Raw genomic sequence first — 21,242 nt, 5'->3', positions numbered from 1 at the left:
CTGGAACGCGGCGTCGGTGAACCGACCGTGGGCGAGCCGGCCCGGCCTTCGCCGCGGGCGGCTTCCTCCCGTCCCCCTGTCCGCCCCCGACCGATCGAAGGTGCGCACACGTGACCACCGACCGTTCTTCCCACCTGCTCCATTTCCGTGCAGGGGGCACGAGCCTGGTCCTCGACTGCTCGGGGCCCCGCCTCCCGCGGGTGCTGCACTGGGGGGCCGACCTCGGAGACCTGGGAGACCCGGGAGGTCCGGGAGGTCCGGGAGGTCCGGGGGCGCAGGGAGACGGCACACCGGGTGGTGCGGGCGACCTCGCCTCCCTCGCCGCGGCGAGCGTCGCCGAGCTGGGCACCAGCGTTCCCGACGTCCCGGTGCCCGTGAGCGTGCTGCCCGAGCAGTCGGCCGGCTGGCTGGGCACACCGGGACTGTCCGGCCACCGCGAGGGCGCCGACTTCTCCTGCGCCTTCACCGTCCGGGAGCTGCGGTTCCCGGGCCCCCGCTCGCTGACGGTCGAGGCCACGGACGAACAGGCCGGGCTCGGTCTGCGGTGGGAGCTGGAGCTGACCCCCTCCGGTCTCGTCCGCCAGCGCGCGCGTCTCACCAACCGGGGTGAGGGCCCCTACACGCTGGAGGCGCTGCAGCTCGCCCTGCCGGTACCGGCCCACGCCGCCGAAGTGCTCGACCTGACCGGCCGCCATCTGCGGGAACGGTCTCCGCAGCGGCACGAGTTCACCCTCGGCACACACCTGCGGGAGAACCGGCGCGGACGTACCGGCGTCGACGCCACCCTCCTGCACGCGGTGGGTGAGCGGGGCTTCGGCTTCCGCGGTGGCGAGGTGTGGAGTCTGCACGTCGCGTGGAGCGGCAACCACCGCACCTTCGCCGAGCGGACGAACTCCGGGGTGTCGCTCCTCGGCGGTGGCGAGCTGCTGCTGCCGGGTGAGATGCGCCTGCGGCCCGGTGCCGCGTACACGACCCCGTGGCTGCTGGGCTCGTACGGACAGGGTCTGGACGGCATGGCGGCGCGCTTCCACACGTACCTGCGGCAGCGCCCCCACCACCCGGCCGCTGCACGGCCCGTCACCCTCAACACCTGGGAGGCGGTCTACTTCCGGCAGGACCTCGGCACCCTCACCGCCCTGGCGGACGCGGCGGCGGAGGTCGGAGCCGAGCGGTTCGTCCTGGACGACGGGTGGTTCCGCGGGCGTCGCGACGACCGGGCCGGCCTGGGCGACTGGTACGTGGACCCCGAGATCTGGCCGCAAGGGCTGCATCCGCTCGTCGAGCACGTCCGTTCCCGCGGCCTGCAGTTCGGTCTCTGGGTCGAGCCGGAGATGATCAACCCGGACTCGGACCTGGCCCGGGCCCATCCGGAGTGGATCCTGTCCGCGGCCGGGCGCATGCCACCGGAGGCCCGGCACCAGCAGGTGCTCGACCTGGGCCGGCCGGAGGCGTACGCGTACGTGCTCGAACGCCTGGACGCCCTGGTCGGCGAGTACGCCGTCGACTACCTCAAGTGGGACCACAACCGCGACCTCATCGACGCGGGCAGCGGCCCGTACGGCGTCGGCGGGGTGCACGCACAGACCACCGCGGTGTACGCGCTGATGGACGAACTGCGCCGACGCCGTCCCGGGCTGGAGATCGAGTCCTGCTCATCGGGCGGCGCCCGGGTGGACCTGGGCATCCTCGAACGCAGCGACCGGGTGTGGACGAGCGACTGCATCGACGCCCTGGAGCGGCAGCAGATCCAGCTCTGGACCGGCCTGTTGCTGCCTCCCGAACTGATGGGCGCCCACGTGGGCGCCCCCGGCGCGCACACCACGGGCCGCACACACGGCCTCGACTTCCGCGCCGGCACCGCGCTCTTCGGCCACATGGGCATCGAGTGGGACCTCACCCTGGCGACGCCCGAGGAACGCCGGCGGCTCGCCGAGTGGATCGCGACCCACAAGCGGCTCCGGCCGCTGCTGCACGGGGGAACCGTGGTCCACGGCGACTCCCACGATCCCGCGGTACTCGTGCACGGCGTCGTGGCCCCGGACCGGTCCCACGCCGTGTACGCGGTGGTGCAGAAAGCCACCAGCGTGCAGATGCCGACGGGCCGCGTGCGCCTGCCCGGTCTGGCGGAGGACACCCGCTACGCCGTGGCCCCGCTGCCGCCGGGGGACGCGGTCCGCGGTCCGGTCACCAGTCCGCTCCCCTGGTGGACGCCGGAGGGTGTCGAACTGCCGGGCCGCGTCCTGTCCGTGCTCGGCGTCCAGGCGCCGACCCTCCATCCGGAAAGCCTCGCGCTGATCGAGGTCCGGCGGATCCCGCACCGGGCATGACGCACCCGTGCGGGAGCGGCAAGGGCCCCGTGCGGGAGCGATAAGGGCCCGGACGCTTCGTCCCCCTCCCGCACGGGCCGCATCGGCCGGTGGAGCCGCCGCGGCGGCGGGCACGCGTTCCGCATCGGCCGGTGGTACCGGGTGGAGGAAGCAGTGCCCGGAGACCGGCGCGTCCGGGAGGGCACCCGAGGACCGGGAGCCGGCTCGGTCATGCGGGCCCGGTGCTCGTGCGCGCCTGCGCTGACGGCTTCCCGCCCCCGTCCGGAGCCGGTGCGGCCGGTGCGGCCGGCCCCGGCAGCGCGGAGAGACCGGCTCCCGGTGGATCGTCGTCGGGGGCCGGCTCGGCGTTCTCCCCGAGGAAGCCGCCCGACTGGTGCCGCCACAGCTTGGCGTAGGCGTCGTCCGCGTCGAGCAGTTCCTTGTGGGTGCCCTGCTCGACGACGCGTCCCCGGTCGAGGACGACGAGGCGGTCCATGCCGGCGACGGTGCTCAGGCGGTGGGCGACGACGAGGGCCGTACGTCCGTCCATCAGCCGCCACAGGGCGTCCTGGACGAGGATTTCGCTCTCCGAGTCCAGTGCGCTGGTCGCCTCGTCGAGCAGCAGGATCGGGGCGTCGCGAAGGACCGCCCTGGCGAGGGCGACCCGTTGGCGCTGACCGCCCGACAGTTTCACCCCCCTCTCCCCCACCAGGGTGTCGAACCCCTCGGGCAGTTGCTCGGCGAACTCCGTGACGTGGGCGGCCGCGGCCGCCGCGCGGACCTCCGCGTCGGTGGCGCCGGGCCGGGCGAAGGCGATGTTGTCCCGCAGGCTGCGGTGGAACATCGCGGGTTCCTGCGGGACATAGGCGATCAGTGAGCGCAGGTCGGCCTGGCGCAGCCGGCTGATGTCCTGACCGCCGATCAGGATGCGTCCGCCGTCGATGTCCGACATCCGCAGCAGGAGCCGGGTGAGTGTGGTCTTGCCACCGCCGGACCTGCCGACCAGACCGATCCGCGCGCCGCCGGGCACGTCCAGGTCGAGCCCCTTGAAGATCGGCTCCGCACCCTCGTGGGCGAAGGTCACCGCCTCGAAGCGGATGCCGGTGTCCCGTGGTGCGAGCGGTTCGGGTTCCGCCGGGTCCAGCACGGTGGGCGGGTCCAGCAGCAACTCCGTGAACTGGGCGGCCTCGGTCATCGAGCTCTCCAGACGCCGGTAGATCTGGTTGAACTCGAACATGATCTGGGTGGCGTTGGAGTAGTAGGTGAAAGCGACGACGATCTCCTCGACTCCCTGACCCGGGCCACCGAGGGCGACGGCGACCACCAGGCCCAGCACGTTGGTCAGTACGGCCATGGGGGCGACCAGGACGTCGACGCGCAGGTTGCCGTAGTCCCACGACTTCAGCGTCAGGCGCCGGGACTCCGCGACACGGCTGCGGTGTTCGTCGGCCTCCCGCCGCTCGGCCGCGAACGCCCGGATGGTCTCCATGTTCATGAGGCTGTCGGCGACGTGGCCGGAGACCCGGGCGATCGCCGCCTCCCGGTCGTTGACGAGCCTCTGCCGGCGACGGATCAGAGGCGTCGCGGCCACCGCGGTCAGCGCGATCATCAGGAGGAGGCCGGCGACGAGCAGCGGTTCGTAGTGCCAGAGCACGACGGCGCCGAACACCAGGGGCACGAGGCTGCCCACGATCCGGTACGTCAGTGTGTCGACGAAGTCCTCGAAGCGCTTGCCGAAGCCGAGCACCCTTTTGGTCAGGGAGCCGGCGAAGTTGTCGTGGAAGAACGCGGCGTCCTTGGCGAGGAGTTCGTCCATGCCGAGCACGTACAGGTGCTCCATGCCGAGGGCGTCCACCCGGTTCAGGCAGTGCTGCCCGATCCGCCACACGGTCTCGGCGAGCAGCAGCACCGCGCCGAAGCCCAGCACGTACGGCAGCGCCGAGGCGAGGGTGAGACCCCCGTCGTCGGCGGCCTGCCCCGCGAGCTTGGCGATCAGCAGAGGGGCGACGTAGCGGATGCCGATGTTGCCCACGGCCGGCAGCAGCAGCGCGGGCAGGGCCAGCCGTCGCAGTCGCAGCAGTTCCCGGCCGTAGCGGCGCAGCGCGAGAACGACCGCGCTGTTGCCCGGCACCGGCCTGTGCGTATCCGTTGTCGCCATCACGCTCCCGGAGGTTCGGAGGTCGGAAGTCTCCCGTCCGGGGAGGCCCCCAGTCCAGGCATTTACCGCGTAAGGGCGATAACCAGACACCACGAGCAGGGGCGCCGGCCGGCGCTCAGGACCTCGCGTCCGCCGATCACCCGCCTCACCCACCAGCAGGCCACCGCCACCGTCCTGGTCACGCACGGTCGCACCCACCTCACCGCCGTCGGCCAGGTCGCCGAAGTCCACGACGGCCGCCGCCACCTCCCGGCACCGGCCCGCTGGAACAGCACCCCGCGAAGGGGAAGCGCCCTGGCACACACCGGGCCCCGCTCACAGGACGCCTGCAGTGCGAGATGGCCTTCCGGACGGTGGCCGGGCATCTGCGGCCCGGGTTCCGGCCATCGGTTCAGGACAGACCCGCACCTGGACCTCGTACGGCGACCTCGCCGCGTTCCTCGGCTCCGGTGCCGGACGCGGGGGCACGGCAGAGGTGGTGTTCCAGTACCTCGCCGCGCGGGAGCCGCTCACCGACCGCGCACTGCGCGCCGAACTCCTCACCCGTCTCAACACTCTGGACGGTGTCGACCTCCCGGAGGGCAAACTGGAGCTGCGTCCCAACATCCGGCTGTCCCTGCTGGAGAAGGACCGCAACCGGGAGCTGCTCACCGAGACGCTGACGCGGTTCCGGGACCGCTGGGAGAGCCGGGGCACGTCCTGAGGACGGGCCGGCCGACGGCCGGCCCGTGGTGAGCAGGGCGGGCGGGGCACCGGTGACAGAGTGCCCTTGCCCTGCCTACCGCCCTGTCCTGGCGGCCCGCCGGGCGCACTGTGCCCACACCGTCTTGCCGCCCGGGTGATGGGGTTCGCAGCCCCAGGCGTCGGCGAGCGAGGCGACGAGGAGCAGGCCCCGCCCGGACTCACCGTCGCTGTCGGCACCGGCGTCCGGGGGCGGCGCGGGCAGACGTTCGCCCCGCGCGTCGGTGACCTCGATCCGCAGGACAGCGGGCGTCAGGGTGAGGGCGAGACGTGCGTTCCTGCCCCGCACCCGGCCGTGCAGGGCCGCGTTCGCGGTCAGTTCGGCGATGAGGAGGGAGGCCGTGGCGGTGCTGTCGTCGTCGGTGGGCTCCAGCCGTCCCTGTTGCGCGGCGAGCCAGCGCTCAGCCGCATGGCGTGCGGTGTGCGCGCCGTGCGCCGTGGTGGGAAACACGGTGCGGAAGTGGGCTGTGCCGACGGTCGGTTCACCGGGTGCGGTGACGGTTTCCTGATTCACATCACCGAGGGTGACCGATTCGTCCTACTGTGTGGAGCACTCCGGACAGTACGCAGGGTGACTGTCCCGGGACAGAAGGTGTGATGTACGGGCGTACGGCCGTGTCCCGGCCGGGCTTTCGCCGGTTCGTCCTCTGCACAAGGAACAGGGTGGTGGTACGGCATGGCGGCACAGCCGGGTACGGGGGTTCCCACAGGCGACGAGGCGGACGGCACGGACGAGGTCGCGGACCTGTTCCGGGCCCTCGGCCGACAGATCAAGGTGGCCCGGGAACGGGCCGGACTGAGCCAGAAGGAGCTGGGCGACCGGATCGGGTACGGCGAGGAGACGATCTCGTCGGTCGAGCGGGCACGGCGAACGCCTCAGCCCGAACTGCTCGTCGCGGTGGACCAGTTGCTGGACTGCGGAGGCCTGCTCGCGTCCGCGGCGGAGGACGTGGAGCGGGCGAAGACCCGGCGGAGGGTGCGGCATCCGGAGTGGTTCCAGAATTATGCGCGGTTGGAGGCGGAAGCGGTTGAGCTGCACGACTACAGCTCGCTCGCGATTCCCGGACTTCTTCAGACGGAGGCACACGCACACGTGGTATTCGGCACCCGCCAGCCTCTACTGGACGAGGCGACCGTCGAACAGCGCGTGGCTGCACGGCTGGACCGCCAGCAGATCTTCGACCGCTGGCCTCCGCCGTTCACGACCTTCACCATCGAGGAATCCGTGTTGCGTCGCCCGCTCGGCGGGTGGGACGTTCATCGGAAACAACTGGAAGGGCTGCTGAAGTTCGGCAGGCTACGCAGCGTGGAGCTTCAGGTGCTGCCGACGGAACGCAAGGAGCATCCCAGCTTGGGTGGGCCCTTCATCCTGCTCACCCCGAAGGGCAAGCCCCAGGTGGCATACCTGGAAGTACAGCACGTCAGCCGTCTGGTCACGGATCCGGATGAGGTACGTATCCTTTCCGCACGCTACGGCAGCATCAGGGCACAGGCGCTCACACCAGAAGAGTCACTGACCCTGATCGAGAAGATGCTGGGAGACCGATGAACACTGAACAGCCCGCACGGCTGGACTGGTTCAAGAGCAGCTACAGCAGCGGCGAAGGAGGAGCGTGCGTCGAGGTCGCCGCCGACGCGACCGCCATACACGTACGGGACTCCAAGGAGCGCGGTGGCCCTCGGCTCGCGTTCGCGCGGAGCGCATGGTCCGGGTTCGTCGCGAGGCTGGGGCAGGACCGGATCTGACCTGCCGCGCCCGGGGCCGGACGGGCCCCGGGCGGCCCGGACCGTTCACGTGGTCCGGGCCGGCCGGGGCCCGTGTCGGGTCAGGCTGACGCCTGCGGGCCCGGCTCCTGGGTGAAGGCCGCGTGGAAGCGACGGGTGTGGTCCACCCGGCGTTCCGGGCCGGTCAGGGTGACCGTCGCCGTCAGGCGCGCGTCGGTACTCGAGGCGGCCAGGCGGAGTTCCAGGTCCCCGGGTTCGACGATCCGGTGGCCGTCGCGGCCGGTGAAGGAGGCCACATCGGCCGGAACCGTGACGCGGACGCGACGGGCCTCTCCCGGCTCCAGCTCCACCCGGGTGTAGCCGACGAGCCGCTGCACCGGCTGGACGACGGAGGCGACCGGGTCGTGGAGATAGAGCTGGACGACTTCGGTGCCGGACCGCTCACCGGTGTTGCGGACGGTGAGGGAGAGGGCGAACTCGCCGTCCGTCGTAGCCTGTCCGGCGTCCACGGCGAGGTCGTCCCAGGCGAACGCCGTGTACGCCAGGCCGTGTCCGAAGCCGAACGCCGGCGTCGGGTCGATGTTGGACACCTCGCTGACCTGGGCGAGCCGTGCGCCGAGGTAGGTGGTCGGCTGGGACCCCGGGCCGCGCGGCACGCTGACCGGGAGCCGTCCGGAAGGGCTGGTACGGCCGCTCAGTATCCCGGCGATCGCCTGGGTGCCCGCGACTCCGGGGAAGAAGGACTGCACGATCGCCGCGGACTCGGCGACGGCGCGGCCGAGCGCGTACGGCCGCCCGGCGAGCAGGACGGTCACCACCGGCCTGCCGGAGTCGAGCAGCGCGTCCAGCAGGTGCTGCTGGACGCCGGGCAGGGCGAGGGACTCCGCGTCGCAGCCCTCTCCGCTGGTGCCGCGGCCGAACAGACCCGCGCGGTCGCCGAGTACGGCGATGACGACGTCCGCGTCCCGTGCCGCGTCGACCGCTTCGCCGATGCCGGAGAGGTCTCCGTCGTCGACGCCGGTGCCGCGGGCGACGGTGATGTCCGCGTCGGGAAACTCCGCGGCCAGGGTGTCCCGCAGGGTGGGCAGGTCGATCCCGACCGGGACGTCCGGGTGCTGCACGCCCACGTGCTGGGGGAAGGAGTAGCAGCCCAGTACGGCGGTGGCCTCGGCCGCGTTGGGGCCGACCAGGGCGATGCGGCGGGGCCGGGCGAGCGGCAGGGTGCCGTCGTTGGCGAGCAGGACGACCGCCTTCTCGGCGATCTCGCGGGCCAGTTCCCGGTTCTCGGGCCGGTCCAGGTCGATCCTGCCGCGCAGGGCCTCCGGGTCGTCCAGGTCGACGCCCTCGAGCGCGGGCGGGACCGGGCTCCAGTCCGGGTCGAGCAGGCCGAGCGCCGCCTTCTGGTGCAGGACGCGGCGCAGGGCGCGGTCGATGACCGACTCCGGTACCCGGCCGTCGGCGACGGCCTCGGCGAGCGGTGCGCCGAACGTCTTGACGGTGGGCAGTTCGACGTCGACACCGGCCTTCAGCGCGGCGCCCGCGGCCTGCGCCCAGTCGCCCGCGACGCCGTGCAGGATCTTGAGGAAGGCGATGCCGAAGTAGTCGGCGACGACGGTGCCGTCGAAGCCCCAGGTGTCGCGGAGCAGTCCGGTCAGCAGGCTCTCGTCGGCCGCGGCGGGGACGCCGTCGGTGTCCGTGTAGGAGTGCATCACGGAGCGGGCGCCGCCCTCGCGGATCGCCATCTCGAACGGCGGCAGCAGGACGTCGGCCCGTTCGCGGGGGCCCATGGGCGCGGGGGCGAGGTTGCGTCCGGCGCGGGAGGCGGAGTAGCCGACGAAGTGCTTGAGGGTGGCGACGATCCCGGCGGACTCCAGGCCCTGGACGTACGCAGTGCCGATGGTGCCGACGAGGTAGGGGTCCTCGCCGATGGTCTCCTCCACCCGGCCCCAGCGGGCGTCGCGCACCACGTCGAGGACGGGCGCGAGACCCTGGTGGACACCGACGGACCGCATGTCGCGGCCGATGGCGGTCGCCATCCGGCGCACCACGTCCGGGTCGAAGGTGGCGCCCCAGGACAGCGGGACGGGGTAGGCGGTGGCGCCCCAGGCGGCGAAGCCCGCCAGACATTCCTCGTGCGCGACGGCGGGAATCCCGAAGCGGCCCGCCGAGGTGATGCGGGACTGGGTGCGCAGCAGGGAGAGCGCGCCGAGCGCCGGGTCGACGGGCGCGGTGCCGAAGGGGCGGGTCAACTGGCCCAGCCCGGCGGGAAGAAGCGCGTCGAGGTCGACGGCCTCCTCCATGTCGTGCTGGTGCGGGGCCACTTCGCCGCCGTTGGCGGACGCGCCGACCCACACGCCGTACAGCTGGGCGATCTTCTCGTCCGGGGTCATCGCGCCGATCAGCGCGTCGACCCTGGCGGCGACGGGGCGGTCGGGGTCGTTCCAGAGGGGGATTTCGGGGGTGGTCTCTACGGCCACGTCGGCAGTCACTTTCCTCCGACACCCATCAGACCCTGGACCAGGGCACGACGGGCGAACAGGTAGACGAGCAGGATGGGCACCATGGACAGCACCACGGCTCCCAGCAGACCGGGGATGTCGATACCGTGTTCGGTCTGGAAGTTGTACAGACCCAGGGTGACGACCTTGCTGGAGTCGGACTGGGTCAAAACGAGCGGGAACAGGAAGCCGTTCCATGCCTGGAGCGCGGAGAAGACCACGATCGTGGACAGTCCGCCCCTCGACAACGGCAGTACGAGCTGGAAGAACATGCGCCGCGGGGAGGCGCCGTCCATGGCCATGGCCTCGTACAGTTCCGAGGAGATGTCGCGCATCGCGCCGCTGAGGATCAGCGCCGACATCGGCAGGCAGAACGCGGCCGTGGGCAGGATGACGCCCAGCAGGTTGTCGTACAGTCCGGCCTCGCTGATCAGGTAGAACATCGGCACGATGACGGCCTGGGCGGGGATGGCGAGACCGAGCAGGAACAGCCGGAAGATCGCCGACGTGGTCCGGCCCCGGCTGCGTACGATCGCGTAGGCGAGCGGCGGGACCAGCAGCAGCACGATCCCGATCACACAGCCGGTGACGACGAGTGTGTTGAAGAAGTACTGGCCGAAGCCCGAGTCGAAGGCGCCGGTGTAGTTGTCCAGGGTGAAGCTGTCCGGGATCGAGACCGGGCCGTTCTCGGCGTAGTCCTGTCGGGTGCGCACGGTCGCGGCGAGCATCACGTACAGCGGCAGGCCGACCAGGAAGAGCCAGAAGAGCGAGCCGGCGCCGGCCAGGTAGTGGGGACGGCGCCTCATGACACACCCTCCATGGTGCTGCGCATCTTGTCGTAGCCGGAGACCCGGACGACGATCAGCGAGATGACGGTGGCCGCGACGACCAGGGCCAGGGCGATGGCGGAGCCGGCGCCGAAGTCGAAGCCCTTGAACGCCTTGTCGTACATGTAGTAGGCGCTGATGGTGGTGTCGGTGCCGGGGCCGCCCTGGGTCAGGATGAGGACCGTCTCGAAGGTGGTCAGACCGCCGACGATCATCAGGATCATCGAGGTGATCATCGAGTTGCGCAGCTGCGGCAGGGTGATGTGGAAGAACTGCCGGTAGCGGCCCGCCCCGTCGATTTCGGCCGCCTGGTAGAGCACTTGCGGGACGGCCCGGGCGGCGCCCTGATAGATCAGCGTGTGGAACGGGGTGAACTGCCAGGTGCTGACGAACGCCAGCACCCCGATGGCGGTGGCCTGTTCACCGAACAGGTTGCCGTCGCCGAACAGCCAGGCGGCCTCGGCCGGGATGCCGAAGTTCGGGTCGAGCAGCGCCCGCCACAGCACGGAGACGGCAGTGGCGGACAGCAGCAGCGGGATGAAGTAGATGACGGACAGTACGGCCCGGTTGCGCTGGTGGCCGGCGGCCCAGACGCCGAGCAGGATGCTCAGCGGCGTCTGGATGACCACGCCGAGCACGGTCAGGAGCAGGGTCAGCCAGATGCTCTGGAGCATCACCGGGTCGTCCATCAGGCGCGACCAGTTGTCCATGCCGACGAATTCGGGCGAGCCGATCCCGTCCCAGCTCATGAAGGACAGCACCGCCACCATGATCAGCGGAGTGATCGCGAAGAGGGCGAAGAACACTGCGGCGGGCAGCGCCCAGGCGAAGCCGGGACGACCCACCTTCGTTGCGGACGAGGCGGGCGGCCGCCGCCGGGGCCCCTTGCGGGGTCCGGCGGCGGGCGGAGCGCTCGTGGTCTTTGTCGTCATGAGCCGTTCGTCACTCGGTCGGGAGGGCCTGCATGGCCTTGATGAAGCCGTCCGCGTCGAGCTGTCCGTTGAAGAACTGCTGGATGGCCTTGTGCATGGACGAGCTCGCCTTCTGCGGGTACGCCTGGTCCCAGGACAGCTGGAACGACGGGGCGTCGGCGACGAGGTCGTACTGGAAGCGCGAGTACTCGGGGGTGGACGAGGTGTCGATGAACTTGTCGGTGTTGGTCGTGGTCGGCAGGTTGCCGATGTCCAGCTGCGCCTTGACGAAGTCGTCGGAGTACATGAGCTCCAGGAACTCGGCGACGGCCTCGGGGTGCTTCGTCTTCTTCATCACCGAGTAGTAGTTGTTCGTGTTGCCGGCGACGTTGGCCGAGTCGCCCTTGCCGCCCTCGACGGTCGGGAAGGCGGTGTAGCCGAGGTCCTTCTCGGCGAATGCCTCGTGGTCCGTGAGCTGCTGGGAGTAGTACCAGGAGCCCATCAGCTCGAAGCCGGCCTTGCCGGAGGACACCAGCTGGACCGAGCCGCCGTTGGTGTACTTGACGGAGTCGTAGTTCTTGCCGAAGGCGCCGGCGTCGACGAGCTCCCTGATCATGCCCAGGGCCTTCTTGCTGTCCGCGCTCTCCCAGGCGCTCTTGTCGCCGCCGACGGCCTTCTCGAACAGTCCGGGTCCGGCCACGCGGTCGAAGAGGTACTGGAACCACATCTGCGTCGGCCAGATGTCGCCGCCGCCGAGCGCGATCGGCGTCACGCCCTCGTCCTTGAGCTTCCCGACCGCGTCGAGCAGTTCGTCCCAGGTCTTCGGCGGCGTGACGCCCGCCTCGTCGAGGACCTTCTTGTTGTGGAAGAGCAGGACCGGCTGGGTGCCGCGCATCGGGATGCCGTACGGCTTGCCGTCGACGGCGGCGTTGTTGAAGACGGACGGAAGGAACTTGTTCTCCAGGTCCGGGTTCTTCTTGATGAAGTCGTCGAGCGGCATCAGCAGGTCGGCCTTGACGAACGGCTTGATGCTGCCGCCGCCCCAGTTGAAGAAGACGTCCGGTGCCTGCGGGGTGCTGATGATCGTCTGAAGCTTCTTCTGGTAGTCCGCACCGGGGATGGTGTCGAGGACGACCTTGACGTCGGACGTTTTGTTGAACGTGTCGACGAGCTTCTTCTCGACCTTGTTGGTGGCGTCCCCGTAGACCAGGACATGGATCTTGCCGTCGTCCGCCGACGCCCCGCCGTTCCCGCCGCCGCAGGCCGAAAGGGTCAGTGCCAGGGTGAGCGTCGCACCACCGGCGACCAGTCTGGGCAAGCGCGCACGTGTCTTCATCGTTCGCCTTTCGAAAGTTTCGGCCTCATCGCCGAAAGTCCATGCCGTGGGACAGTAGGTCAGACGGAAGTTTCGGTCAACGGTCGAGTCGGCACTCATCCAAACCGTTACCGACACGCGGTGCCGTATCCTGCGGCTATGCACGATGAAGGCGAGACGAGCGGCAGAATCACCCTGGCCACGGTGGCGAAAGAGGCCGGCGTTTCGATGCCGACAGTTTCGAAGGTCCTCAATGGCCGATCGGATGTCTCTCGCACGACCCGCGCCAAGGTGGAACGGCTGCTGGATGTCCACGGTTACCGCCGTCGCGCCCAGTCGGCGTCCCGCTCCCCGCTCATCGAAATCGTCTTCCACGAGTTGGAGAGCGTCTGGGCGATGGAGCTGATCCGGGGCGTGGAGAGCGTCGCCAAGGAGAACCGCGCGACGGTGGCGCTCACCGAGAGCGGCACCCGGCACACCCCCGCTCCGGAGTGGCTCCCGGGCGTGCTGCAACGCAGGCCGCTCGGCGTCGTGCTGGTCTTCTCCACCCTCCCGGAGGACATCAAACGCCAGCTCAGAGCGGCGGCCATCCCCCTCGTCGTCATCGACCCGGCGGGCGACCCCGCCCCCGACGTCCCCTCCGTCGGCTCCGCGAACTGGGCCGGTGGCCTCGCCGCCACCCGCCATCTCACCGACCTCGGTCACGAGCGGGCCGCGATCATCACCGGCCCCGAGGACATGCTCTGCTCGCTCGCCCGCCTCGACGGCTACCGCTCCGCCATGGCGATGGCGGGCCTGGAGACCGACCCGCGTCTGATGCGTTTCGGCGACTTCCACGTACAGAGCGGCTTCGAGCACGCCATGGACCTGCTGAACGGCACCGACCGGCCGACGGCGATCTTCGCGGGCAGCGACCTCCAGGCACTCGGCGTCCTGGAGGCGGCCAGGGTCAGGGGCCTGCGCGTACCGGAGGACCTGTCGGTGGTGGGCTACGACGACGTACCACTGGCCCAGTGGTCGAGCCCGCCCCTCACCACAGTCCACCAGCCCCTGCGGCGCATGGCCGAGGAGGCCGCCCGCATGCTCCTGCGCCCGGACGCCCCCGGCACGGCGGCACAGCGCATCGAACTGGCGACGCACCTGGTGGTACGGCAGAGCACGGCTCGGCTGCGGAAGGCTTGAGACATGCCCCACGGACCCTTCGCCGCCGGGGCGTGGAGCCGGCTGGGGCGCTGCCTCGGCCGTGTGCCGGAACGCCGAGGGAGACTCCGTAGGTGTGCCGGACGACACGGCTGAAGCCGGCGGGGTTCCGGAACTCCCATGGGGTGGCGATCCCGCCGATCGTCCGGTGCCGTGGTCGCGTGGCTGCGAGGTCGGCACCGGTGCATTCCGGCCGACGGCGGCGACGGGAAGGCCGGGGCACGTCCTGTTCCGGCTCGAAGTGATCCACGGGCGGCGGACGTGTACCCGCCCGTCGCGGACCACCACCGGAAAGTGCGGGAGGACCGCCTGCCAGGCGGGCGGCGACCGCCTCCGTTCCGGTCCCGGCCCTCATCGCCGCGGTGCCGTCCAGCGGCTCGCTGAACACGCGAAACCCGCGAACGCGGCACCGGCGTGCTGCACGACGGCGCGCGTCCGACCGTTCCCGGGCGGGTCGCCGGGCGAAGCACACCCTGTTGGCCGTCGTGGAGCGAAGGGACGGCACGCCGGGTCCGCGTGACCGCAAGGAGGGAGATCCGGGACCGGACGGCTTCTTCGGCCCGGACCACGGAGGTGGTCCTGGTGATCACCGGCTCTGTGGTGACGTGTGGGGTGTGCGGAGCGGAAAACCGGGTAGTGGAGCGACGGCCCTGCCCGCGACCTGCGGCGGTGCGGAAGGAGAGTTCCTGATGTCGACGGCCCGCCCCGCAGTGCTGCGGGACTGGATCGAGCAGTCCGAAGTCCTCGCGGCGCTGGGCGCCTCCGCGGCCGGCACAGTGTGCGGGTGCCTCAGCGGATGAGGGGCGGCGCCCACGCGCTGTGCGTGTCCACCGGCACCCGCGGTCTCGAAACAGCCTGATCGCGGCCCGTCACCGGTCGGCCGGCTCCCGGCCCCGGGACGATTCGCTCCCGAACAGCGGCTGACCTTCCCCGGGTCGTGCCCACGACCTCCAGCAGAAACGGATCAGAAGACATGCATGCCACGGAAAGAGCCGCTGCGCCGATCTACGACCGGTTGATAGCCGAACGCGGTGACGTCGTCGCGGTGGCCGCGCGCACCGCGGAACGGGCCCGGCGTGAGGTCGCCGAAGTTCTGGACTTCGGCTCCCCGGGCGTGGACGGCACCACGCCGGTCGCAGACGGGGACGACGACGCAACGGCGGCCGAGCAAGAGCGGTAGGGCCCGCACCGTCCTATGCCCCGCACATACCGGTCGTATGGGTAGGGCCGACTCGGGTACTGAACTCACCATGGCCGACATCGATCTGCACAGTCCCGCATTCGTGGACCACGGACGTCTCCCGCACCGCTGCGCGAGAGACGAGGACAACCTCTCCCCGCCTCTGTCCTGGTCCAACGTCCCTGAGGAGGCATCAGAACTGGCTCTCCTGTGTGAGCGCCTCGACGCACCGCCCGGTGGCTTCCTGCTCTGGCTGGTGACCGGTATCGATCCACGCCGTGACGGACTGGCAGCCGGGACCGACGACCCGGGCAGTTACGTGCACCGGAACGGATACGGTGAGAACGGCTGGGGCGGGTCCGGCACGCCGGAGGACGGACCGCACCGTTACGCCTTTCGTCTCTACGCCCTCCCGGCCCCCGTTTCGATACCCCATGAGGTGACGGCGGACGCCGCACGTGAGGTGCTGGACCGCCAGAGCGTCGGTCATGGGACTCTCGTGGGCCTGTACTGATCCGGAAAGGCGTCGGGCCGTACGGCGCACTGCCGGCGCCCTCCCGGCTGAACCGTTCCGGGACCGAGCCCTGATGTGCCCTGAGGCCCGACGCCCTTTCCTCCGGTGAGCAAAACCCGTCCACCCGGCCGTGGGGCCCGCGTTCCCCGACATCTGCCTGCTCCTGGCCGTTCGTGTCCGCTGCGGAGGCCGGTGGCCATCGCCCCGGCACGGTGCCCGGCCGGACGGACGAGGCGCCGCGTCCGTCGGCTTTGGTCGTGTCAGGCGTTGAGCTGCCAGATGGCGAGGTTGAGGGCCGCCGCGTACAGCGTCCACAGCGCGTAGGGGACGAGGACGAGCGAGGCGGCCGGGCTCGTACGCCGGAAAAGCAGCATCGTGGTGCCGAGAGCGGCCAGGAGCAGGCAGATGTCGAGGAACGCGAGGCCGTACCGGCCGGCGGTGAAGAACAACGGCGTCCAGGCCAGGTTGAAGGCGAGCTGCGCGCCCCAGAGGACGATCTCCGCCTTGACCTCCGCCAGCGGCCGGCGGCGCAGTACGAGCCAGGCGGAGACGGCGATGGTGGCGTACAGCACCGTCCAGACCGGACCGAACAGCCAGGAGGGCGGGGCCCACGCGGGGCGCTCGAGTGAGCGGTACGTGCTGCCCGAGTCCGTGGCCGCGGCACCGCCCAGAGCGGCAACCGCGTAGCAGATCGCGAGAAGCAGGAGCAGCAGGAGCGACCGACGCGAGGCGGAGCGGGATCGCAGGTCCTTCCCCGGCGGGACTCCCGTCATCTGCTGTCTCCTTCCGTCGCACCGGCGGTGTCGTGGCCGGGTGCCCCTGAACCCGCTGTCCGATGCGACACGTGGCACACGGCGCCCGCTCACGCCCGGCCCGTACATGGCCGTGTCAAGGCGTCGCCGCTACGGCCCGGCGCCCGGCCGTACGGGGCATACCGGGCGTACAGTGGAAAGCGCAACCTCTGCCGACCCTGCGGCACACCCGTGTCGCAGCCGTCTGCCGGCTCAGCCGGCATCTGGCGGAGGTGTGCCGTGCCGGACGACCGTCGGCCTTCTCATTTCAGCGCTGCCCTGCTTCCCGCCGCACGCGGATGGATCCGCGATGCCGCGTGCGCGGGCGAGGACCCCGAGCTGTTCTTCCCCCTGACCGAGCGGGAGAGCGAGTCCCAGGTCGCTCGCGCCCGTGCGGTCTGCCGTCGCTGCAGCGTCCTGCTCGCCTGCCGCCGGTGGGCCGTCGAGCAGGGGGAGGACGCCGGCATCTGGGGCGCGACCACCGCCGCGCAGCGTCGCGCCATCCGGCGGGAGCTGTTCGACGGCCCGGAGGGACGAACGACGTGGAAGACGGTTCGCGCACGTCGGGAATGACTTCGGCCGCCGTGGCGCCGGAAACGGCGACGGTAACGGCGACGCCTAGGCAACCGAGGCAGCCGAACACACGCCCGACATTCGGCGTGGACCCTACGAGTCCGCGGACGGCACGCCGGACCATGCGTAACGCGTGCGCAGCTCGCGCACGACGCCGAAGGCGGCGGCGGTGACCGGGACCGCGAGGAGCACTCCGACGATCCCGGCCACGGACGCGCCCGCGGTGAGCGCCACGAGGACCAGCGCCGGGTGGATCTGCACGGTCCGGCTCTGGACCATCGGCTGGAAGACGTTTCCCTCCAGCGCCTGCACCACGAGCACCACCCCGAGCACCCACAGCGCGACGACGAACCCCCGGTCGGCGAGCGCGACCAGCACGGCCGCGGCCCCGGAGACGAAGGCGCCGATGTAGGGGACGTAGGCGCCGATGAAGACGATCGCCCCGAGCCCGAGGGCCCCCGGTACGCGCAGGATCAGCAGACCGGCGGTGATGCAGACGGCATCGATGAGCGCGACCACGGTGGTCCCCCGCATGAACCCCTCCACGCCCTCGAAGGCCCGCCGGGCCATCGCCTCGACGCCGTCGGCGCTGCCGCGCGGGACGAGCGAGCGCAGCGTGCCGACGGCCCGGTGGGAGTCGCGGAGGAAGAAGAAGACCAGCAGCAGCGCGAGCACGGCCATGCCGAGGGTCTGGGCGACGACACCGACCCCGGTCACGACACTGGAGGCGGCCGTTCCCCCGAACCTGCCCAGCAGGTCCAGGGCGTCGTCGGCGAGGTCTCCCAGCGAGGTGCCGCCCGCCCCGAAGTGGTCGGCCAGCCCGCGCACCGCCCTGCGCAGCGAGGCGACGATCTGGTCCCAGGTGTCGACCAGCGCGGCCGTGACGACGTACACGGCACCGCCGACCACGGCGAGGACGGCGGTGCAGGTGAGCCCGGCGGCGACGGACCGGTTGACCTTCGCCTCCACCAGCCACCGGTACAGGGGGAGGAGCAGCGCGGTACCGAGCAGGGCGAGCAGCACGGGAACGACGGCCGGCCGCAGCGCCACGCACACCTGGATCCCGACGTAGCCGACCCCGACGGCCAACAGGATCACGGCGCACCAGGCGGCGAGCCGGCGAACGGGTTCCGGGAGCAATTGCACATGTGCACCGTACGTACCGGCCGCGCCGTCCTGGGGGAACGGCCCCCCGCTTCGCATGTCGTCGGCTTTCCGGGCCGTTGATCCGGAAGAGGGATTCACCCGAACGCCTCCGGGGAGCGGCGTCACCCGGGGGTGGGTGTGGGGGCCGGGGACGTGCGCGCCCATGCCACCAGCGCGGTGGAACGGACGACCGGCCTGGAAGTCGTTGAGGTGGACATCTGCGGGAGCCGACGGAGCACTGGCCACCGGCCGTCCGGCGCCGGGGCTCCTGTCCGTGTCACGCCGGGCGGCGTTCCAGGATCTCGCCGTTCTTTGCGTCCACCACGTGGACCGTCGCCGACTCGTCGGCCACGCCGAGGACATTGACCCGCCAGACCGGATCGCCTTCACGCCCCTGCAGCTCGAGAGCGGTGACGAGCTCACCGTTCGCCGTGTCGGCCGCTTCCCGAGCCGCCTCGCCCGGCAGGAGCTGAGCCTCCTCCAGAAGCCGCATCAGCTCCCGGCGCTCGGAGTCCGCCAGGTCGGGGCCGGGGCTCGTCCCCAGCACCTCGCCCCGGGTGGCACCGAGCCGGACCGTCGTGAGCTGTCCGTCCTGGTCCGCGATCCGGCTCTCCCACACGGGCGAGTTCGACTCGGGCTCCTTGAGCTCCAGAGCAACCAGTTCACCGGCGGTCACCTCGGCCACGGAGAGGCGAATGGCGCGCTCGTAGTCGATGTCGACCATCTCGAACCGCTCGGCGGGCTCGTTCAGCGGATCCTCCCGGCCACAGGCCACGAGCAGCGACAACGCGATGACCGGCACGCAAAGGGCCACCACGAGCCGCCTCCACGCCCGTCCGCCCTCTCGCCGGCAGATGACTCCCGTCATTCCCATGCGAGTCGGATATCCACCCCGAATGGAACGAATCACATATGTGCAGAAAATCCACTGCAACGCACCAATACGGCATTCACCCACAGCACCGTTCCGCAAGTTGCCCTGTTTGCGGCGGTCTGTAGTCTGAGCTCGTGCTGATGCGTGACACGCTCCGGGTCCAGCTGTGGCCCGTGCCGACGCTGGGTGTCGTACTCGCCGTCGTCGCGGGTGTGGGGCTGCCTCGGCTGGACGAGCGGCTTCAGCACGACCTCCCGTCCTGGCTGAGTGACTACTTCTTCGGCGGCAGCTCGGATGCCGCACGCGCGGTGCTGGAAGCCATCGCCGGCTCCCTGATCACGGTCACGGCGCTGACCTTCTCGCTCACCGTGCTGACGCTTCAGCTGGCGAGCAGCCAGTTCTCCCCCCGTGTGCTGCGGACCTTCAACTCCGACCGGTACGTCCAGACGACCCTGGCGCTCTTCCTCGCGACGTTCACCTATGCCCTGACCGTGCTGCGCACCGTACGCACCGGCGAGGACGAGCAGACCAGGTTCGTCCCCGAGCTGTCGGTCACGGTCGCCTTCCTGCTCACCCTGGCCAGCCTGCTCGCCCTCGTCCTGTTCCTGTCCCACCTGGCGCGCGAGATCCGGGTCGAGACGATGATGAGCAGCATCCACTCCGCCGCCGGCCGCACCCTCGATCGGGTCCTCTCGAAAGAAGAGGACGCGGACCGCAGGGGCTCCGGCGGCGCGCGCTCCTCCGACGCACCGCCAAAACCGCCCGCGGGCGCACTGCCCCTGAGCGTCGGCTCTTCCGGCTTCTTCACCTCCGTCGACGAGGCGGCCCTGCTGCGGGCAGCCGTCGAAGCCGACGCCGTCCTGCTCATCGACCCCCTCCCCGGAAGCTCGCTGATCGCCGCCACGCCCGTGGGAGCCGCCTGGCCACGCGCCGGAGAGCCGTTCTCCCCCGACGCATGGACACGTCTGGCCGAACGAGCCGCCAAAGCGGTGAGGACCGGCCCCGAACGCACCGGCCTCCAGGACGTCGCCTTCGGGCTCCGGCAGCTCACCGACATCGCCACCAAGGCACTCTCCCCCGGGGTCAACGACCCGACGACCGCTGTGCACGCCCTGTCCCACTCCGCCGCGCTGCTGTGCGAGCTGGCCCAGCACGGTCTCGGCCCCCGGCTGCTGCGCGACGACGGCCGGCGGATCAGAGTCGTGCTCCGGCGCCCGGGCCTGGAGGACCTCCTGGAGCTGGCCGTGGTCCAGCCCCTGCGCTACGGCGCCGCCGAACCCGCCGTCCTGACCCGCATCGCGATGCTGCTGCGCGAACTCGCCTGGAGCACCGCACCCGACCGGCACCCGCCCATCGTCACCACTCTCGCCCTGCTGCGCTCCACCATCGACGCCCAGAACCTCCACGCCACCGAGTCCTTCCGGCTCATCGAACTGACCGGACTCGTCGATGAGGCCCTGGCCGGCCGGTGGACACACGACCGCACCCGCTGACCGCACGGCCGCCTCGGCCCGTCACGGGCACGCCCCGCGGGAGAGGGCATGGAACCGGATCGAGGGCGTGGGACGGCGCCGTGGTGTTCCGGACCGGTTTCCGGCGTCAGGCCGGGTCCGTCGTCGAGATCACCACCATCCTGGTCACGGTGCCGTCGTCGCCGACCACGTCGCGCACGTGCCTGAAGCCCAGTCGGCGGGTCATGGCCAGGCTGGCGGTGTTGTCGGCGCCGACCATGCCGTAGGCCTCCTTCAGGCCCAGGTTGTCGGCGGCGTGGCGGAGCAGGCCGCGGACCACTTCGGTGCCCAGGCCCCGGCCCCAGTACTCGGGGGCGAGAGCGGTGATCAGTTCGTGGCCGTCGACGTTGCCGGTCTTCTTCACCTCCGCGTGGCCGACGTAGACCTCCTCGCGCCACAGTCCCCACACGTCGAACCTGTGCTGCGGGTAGACGTCGGTGAGGATGACGCGGAACAGCGTGCGGAGGTCGGCCTCCGGCACGCGTTCCTGGCCCATCCAGCGGCAGACCTCCTCGTCGCGCAGCAGGGCCACGAAGACGTCCTCGTCCTCGGGGCGGTAGGGCCGGAACGTGAGTCGTTCGGTGTGCAGGACCGGTGTCATGACGGCTCCTCGGACGGGCGGGCAAGCGGGCAGGGCGGGCGGGGCGGAGGCCGGGGTGCGGTCGCGGACGCACCCCGGCCCGTCCTTCGTGGCTGCGCGGGACGCGTCAGGCTCCGGTGTTCTCCATGCGCTCCCGCAGGCTGCGCGGGCGCATGTCGGTCCAGACCTCGTCCACGTAGGCGGAGCACTCCGCCTCCGTGCCCTCCTTGCCGACGGGCTGCCAGCCGGCGGGCACCTCGACGTCGACGGGCCACAGCGAGTACTGCTCCTCGTCGTTGCGCAGCACCTGGTAGCGGGTGTTCTCGTCCATGTCTGTCGGTCTCGCTCTCTCGGTCGGGCGGGTGGCGGGCGATTGGGCCGGTGGTGGGGTG

The 21,242-nt window shown here is 71.0% G+C and carries 20 protein-coding genes; 9 read left to right on the top strand and 11 right to left on the bottom strand.

Features of this window, described 5'->3' with window-relative positions; translation table 11 throughout:
- Positions 1 to 110: 110 nt before the first annotated feature.
- Positions 111 to 2,327: an alpha-galactosidase gene (locus ACWZEH_RS31905; protein WP_456194530.1), complete on the top strand. Its 2,217-nt coding sequence runs from the start codon at positions 111 to 113 to the stop codon at positions 2,325 to 2,327.
- 208 nt (positions 2,328 to 2,535) lie between these two features.
- Here the strand turns inward: ACWZEH_RS31905 and ACWZEH_RS31900 are convergent, their stop codons facing one another.
- Entirely contained in the window at positions 2,536 to 4,464 is a 1,929-nt protein-coding gene (locus tag ACWZEH_RS31900) for an ABC transporter ATP-binding protein (protein WP_456194529.1), read from the bottom strand.
- 331 nt (positions 4,465 to 4,795) lie between these two features.
- Here ACWZEH_RS31900 and ACWZEH_RS31895 point away from each other — a divergent pair, with 331 nt between their 5' ends.
- Positions 4,796 to 5,167 (top strand): hypothetical protein, encoded by a 372-nt coding sequence (locus ACWZEH_RS31895; protein ID WP_456194528.1) that lies wholly within the window; start codon positions 4,796 to 4,798, stop codon positions 5,165 to 5,167.
- A gap of 75 nt (positions 5,168 to 5,242) precedes the next feature.
- Here the strand turns inward: ACWZEH_RS31895 and ACWZEH_RS31890 are convergent, their stop codons facing one another.
- Positions 5,243 to 5,719, bottom strand: a complete 477-nt coding sequence (locus ACWZEH_RS31890) for an ATP-binding protein (protein WP_456194527.1) — start codon at positions 5,717 to 5,719, stop codon at positions 5,243 to 5,245.
- A gap of 162 nt (positions 5,720 to 5,881) precedes the next feature.
- Here ACWZEH_RS31890 and ACWZEH_RS31885 point away from each other — a divergent pair, with 162 nt between their 5' ends.
- Both ACWZEH_RS31885 and ACWZEH_RS31880 read left to right on the top strand, forming a co-directional pair.
- Positions 5,882 to 6,754 (top strand): helix-turn-helix domain-containing protein, encoded by an 873-nt coding sequence (locus ACWZEH_RS31885; protein WP_456194526.1) that lies wholly within the window; start codon positions 5,882 to 5,884, stop codon positions 6,752 to 6,754.
- Positions 6,751 to 6,951 carry a DUF397 domain-containing protein gene (locus ACWZEH_RS31880; RefSeq protein ID WP_456194525.1) on the top strand — a complete coding sequence of 67 codons (201 nt, stop codon included), beginning with the start codon at positions 6,751 to 6,753 and terminating at the stop codon, positions 6,949 to 6,951. The genes ACWZEH_RS31885 and ACWZEH_RS31880 overlap by 4 nt, the downstream gene beginning before the upstream one ends.
- Before the next feature lie 80 nt (positions 6,952 to 7,031).
- Here ACWZEH_RS31880 and ACWZEH_RS31875 read toward each other — a convergent pair whose 3' ends face one another.
- Genes ACWZEH_RS31875 through ACWZEH_RS31860 form a run of 4 tightly spaced genes read right to left on the bottom strand, consistent with a single transcriptional unit; the run spans position 7,032 to position 12,502 of the window.
- Positions 7,032 to 9,419 (bottom strand): beta-xylosidase/alpha-l-arabinosidase, encoded by a 2,388-nt coding sequence (locus tag ACWZEH_RS31875; RefSeq protein WP_456194524.1) that lies wholly within the window; start codon positions 9,417 to 9,419, stop codon positions 7,032 to 7,034.
- Positions 9,416 to 10,234 (bottom strand): carbohydrate ABC transporter permease, encoded by an 819-nt coding sequence (locus ACWZEH_RS31870; protein WP_456194523.1) that lies wholly within the window; start codon positions 10,232 to 10,234, stop codon positions 9,416 to 9,418. The genes ACWZEH_RS31875 and ACWZEH_RS31870 overlap by 4 nt, the downstream gene beginning before the upstream one ends.
- Complete coding sequence (locus ACWZEH_RS31865) at positions 10,231 to 11,187, bottom strand: carbohydrate ABC transporter permease (RefSeq protein ID WP_456194522.1); 957 nt, start codon at positions 11,185 to 11,187, stop codon at positions 10,231 to 10,233. The genes ACWZEH_RS31870 and ACWZEH_RS31865 overlap by 4 nt, the downstream gene beginning before the upstream one ends.
- A gap of 10 nt (positions 11,188 to 11,197) precedes the next feature.
- Positions 11,198 to 12,502 carry an ABC transporter substrate-binding protein gene (locus ACWZEH_RS31860; protein ID WP_456194521.1) on the bottom strand — a complete coding sequence of 435 codons (1,305 nt, stop codon included), beginning with the start codon at positions 12,500 to 12,502 and terminating at the stop codon, positions 11,198 to 11,200.
- A 138-nt stretch (positions 12,503 to 12,640) separates the two neighbouring features.
- On the opposite strand from ACWZEH_RS31860, the gene ACWZEH_RS31855 reads away from it, so the two are divergent.
- The 3 genes from ACWZEH_RS31855 to ACWZEH_RS31845 all read left to right on the top strand — a co-directional run bounded on the left by ACWZEH_RS31855 (position 12,641) and on the right by ACWZEH_RS31845 (position 15,375).
- Positions 12,641 to 13,663: a LacI family DNA-binding transcriptional regulator gene (locus ACWZEH_RS31855; protein ID WP_456194520.1), complete on the top strand. Its 1,023-nt coding sequence runs from the start codon at positions 12,641 to 12,643 to the stop codon at positions 13,661 to 13,663.
- 991 nt (positions 13,664 to 14,654) lie between these two features.
- Entirely contained in the window at positions 14,655 to 14,861 is a 207-nt protein-coding gene (locus tag ACWZEH_RS31850; protein ID WP_456194519.1) for a hypothetical protein, read from the top strand.
- Positions 14,862 to 14,931: 70 nt separating this feature from the next.
- On the top strand, positions 14,932 to 15,375 hold the full coding sequence (locus ACWZEH_RS31845) for a YbhB/YbcL family Raf kinase inhibitor-like protein (protein ID WP_456194518.1): 444 nt from the start codon (positions 14,932 to 14,934) through the stop codon (positions 15,373 to 15,375).
- Positions 15,376 to 15,635: 260 nt separating this feature from the next.
- On the opposite strand, the gene ACWZEH_RS31840 is transcribed toward ACWZEH_RS31845, so the two are convergent.
- Positions 15,636 to 16,148: a TspO/MBR family protein gene (locus ACWZEH_RS31840; RefSeq protein WP_456194517.1), complete on the bottom strand. Its 513-nt coding sequence runs from the start codon at positions 16,146 to 16,148 to the stop codon at positions 15,636 to 15,638.
- Positions 16,149 to 16,406: 258 nt separating this feature from the next.
- Between ACWZEH_RS31840 and ACWZEH_RS31835 the strand changes: the two genes are divergently transcribed.
- On the top strand, positions 16,407 to 16,739 hold the full coding sequence (locus ACWZEH_RS31835; RefSeq protein ID WP_456194516.1) for a WhiB family transcriptional regulator: 333 nt from the start codon (positions 16,407 to 16,409) through the stop codon (positions 16,737 to 16,739).
- 93 nt (positions 16,740 to 16,832) lie between these two features.
- Here the strand turns inward: ACWZEH_RS31835 and ACWZEH_RS31830 are convergent, their stop codons facing one another.
- Together ACWZEH_RS31830 and ACWZEH_RS31825 are read right to left on the bottom strand one after the other, a co-directional pair.
- Positions 16,833 to 17,885 (bottom strand): AI-2E family transporter, encoded by a 1,053-nt coding sequence (locus ACWZEH_RS31830; RefSeq protein ID WP_456194515.1) that lies wholly within the window; start codon positions 17,883 to 17,885, stop codon positions 16,833 to 16,835.
- 277 nt (positions 17,886 to 18,162) lie between these two features.
- The gene (locus ACWZEH_RS31825) at positions 18,163 to 18,702 is read right to left on the bottom strand and encodes a PepSY domain-containing protein (RefSeq protein ID WP_456194514.1); all 540 of its coding nucleotides are present in this window, start codon (positions 18,700 to 18,702) and stop codon (positions 18,163 to 18,165) included.
- 197 nt (positions 18,703 to 18,899) lie between these two features.
- Here ACWZEH_RS31825 and ACWZEH_RS31820 point away from each other — a divergent pair, with 197 nt between their 5' ends.
- On the top strand, positions 18,900 to 20,252 hold the full coding sequence (locus ACWZEH_RS31820) for a DUF2254 domain-containing protein (RefSeq protein ID WP_456199948.1): 1,353 nt from the start codon (positions 18,900 to 18,902) through the stop codon (positions 20,250 to 20,252).
- Between the two features lie 106 nt (positions 20,253 to 20,358).
- Here ACWZEH_RS31820 and ACWZEH_RS31815 read toward each other — a convergent pair whose 3' ends face one another.
- Both ACWZEH_RS31815 and ACWZEH_RS31810 read right to left on the bottom strand, forming a co-directional pair.
- Complete coding sequence (locus ACWZEH_RS31815; protein ID WP_456194513.1) at positions 20,359 to 20,871, bottom strand: GNAT family N-acetyltransferase; 513 nt, start codon at positions 20,869 to 20,871, stop codon at positions 20,359 to 20,361.
- 106 nt (positions 20,872 to 20,977) lie between these two features.
- Complete coding sequence (locus ACWZEH_RS31810) at positions 20,978 to 21,181, bottom strand: MbtH family protein (protein WP_384016109.1); 204 nt, start codon at positions 21,179 to 21,181, stop codon at positions 20,978 to 20,980.
- Between the last annotated feature and the right edge of the window lie 61 nt (positions 21,182 to 21,242).

Source organism: Streptomyces yamdrokensis (assembly GCF_053890455.1).
Note: the sequence above shows the minus strand (reverse complement) of the source record. Positions and strands in the feature narration are given on the sequence as shown.

Coding starts and splice junctions, on each gene's coding strand:
- ACWZEH_RS31815 (WP_456194513.1), bottom strand. CDS start 20,871: ATGACACCGGTCCTGCACACCGAACGACTCACGTTCCGGCCCTACCGC.
- ACWZEH_RS31880 (WP_456194525.1), top strand. CDS start 6,751: ATGAACACTGAACAGCCCGCACGGCTGGACTGGTTCAAGAGCAGCTAC.
- ACWZEH_RS31810 (WP_384016109.1), bottom strand. CDS start 21,181: ATGGACGAGAACACCCGCTACCAGGTGCTGCGCAACGACGAGGAGCAG.
- ACWZEH_RS31840 (WP_456194517.1), bottom strand. CDS start 16,148: ATGACGGGAGTCCCGCCGGGGAAGGACCTGCGATCCCGCTCCGCCTCG.
- ACWZEH_RS31845 (WP_456194518.1), top strand. CDS start 14,932: ATGGCCGACATCGATCTGCACAGTCCCGCATTCGTGGACCACGGACGT.
- ACWZEH_RS31820 (WP_456199948.1), top strand. CDS start 18,900: ATGCGTGACACGCTCCGGGTCCAGCTGTGGCCCGTGCCGACGCTGGGT.
- ACWZEH_RS31870 (WP_456194523.1), bottom strand. CDS start 10,234: ATGAGGCGCCGTCCCCACTACCTGGCCGGCGCCGGCTCGCTCTTCTGG.
- ACWZEH_RS31885 (WP_456194526.1), top strand. CDS start 5,882: ATGGCGGCACAGCCGGGTACGGGGGTTCCCACAGGCGACGAGGCGGAC.
- ACWZEH_RS31860 (WP_456194521.1), bottom strand. CDS start 12,502: ATGAAGACACGTGCGCGCTTGCCCAGACTGGTCGCCGGTGGTGCGACG.
- ACWZEH_RS31850 (WP_456194519.1), top strand. CDS start 14,655: ATGCATGCCACGGAAAGAGCCGCTGCGCCGATCTACGACCGGTTGATA.
- ACWZEH_RS31865 (WP_456194522.1), bottom strand. CDS start 11,187: ATGACGACAAAGACCACGAGCGCTCCGCCCGCCGCCGGACCCCGCAAG.
- ACWZEH_RS31900 (WP_456194529.1), bottom strand. CDS start 4,464: ATGGCGACAACGGATACGCACAGGCCGGTGCCGGGCAACAGCGCGGTC.
- ACWZEH_RS31855 (WP_456194520.1), top strand. CDS start 12,641: ATGCACGATGAAGGCGAGACGAGCGGCAGAATCACCCTGGCCACGGTG.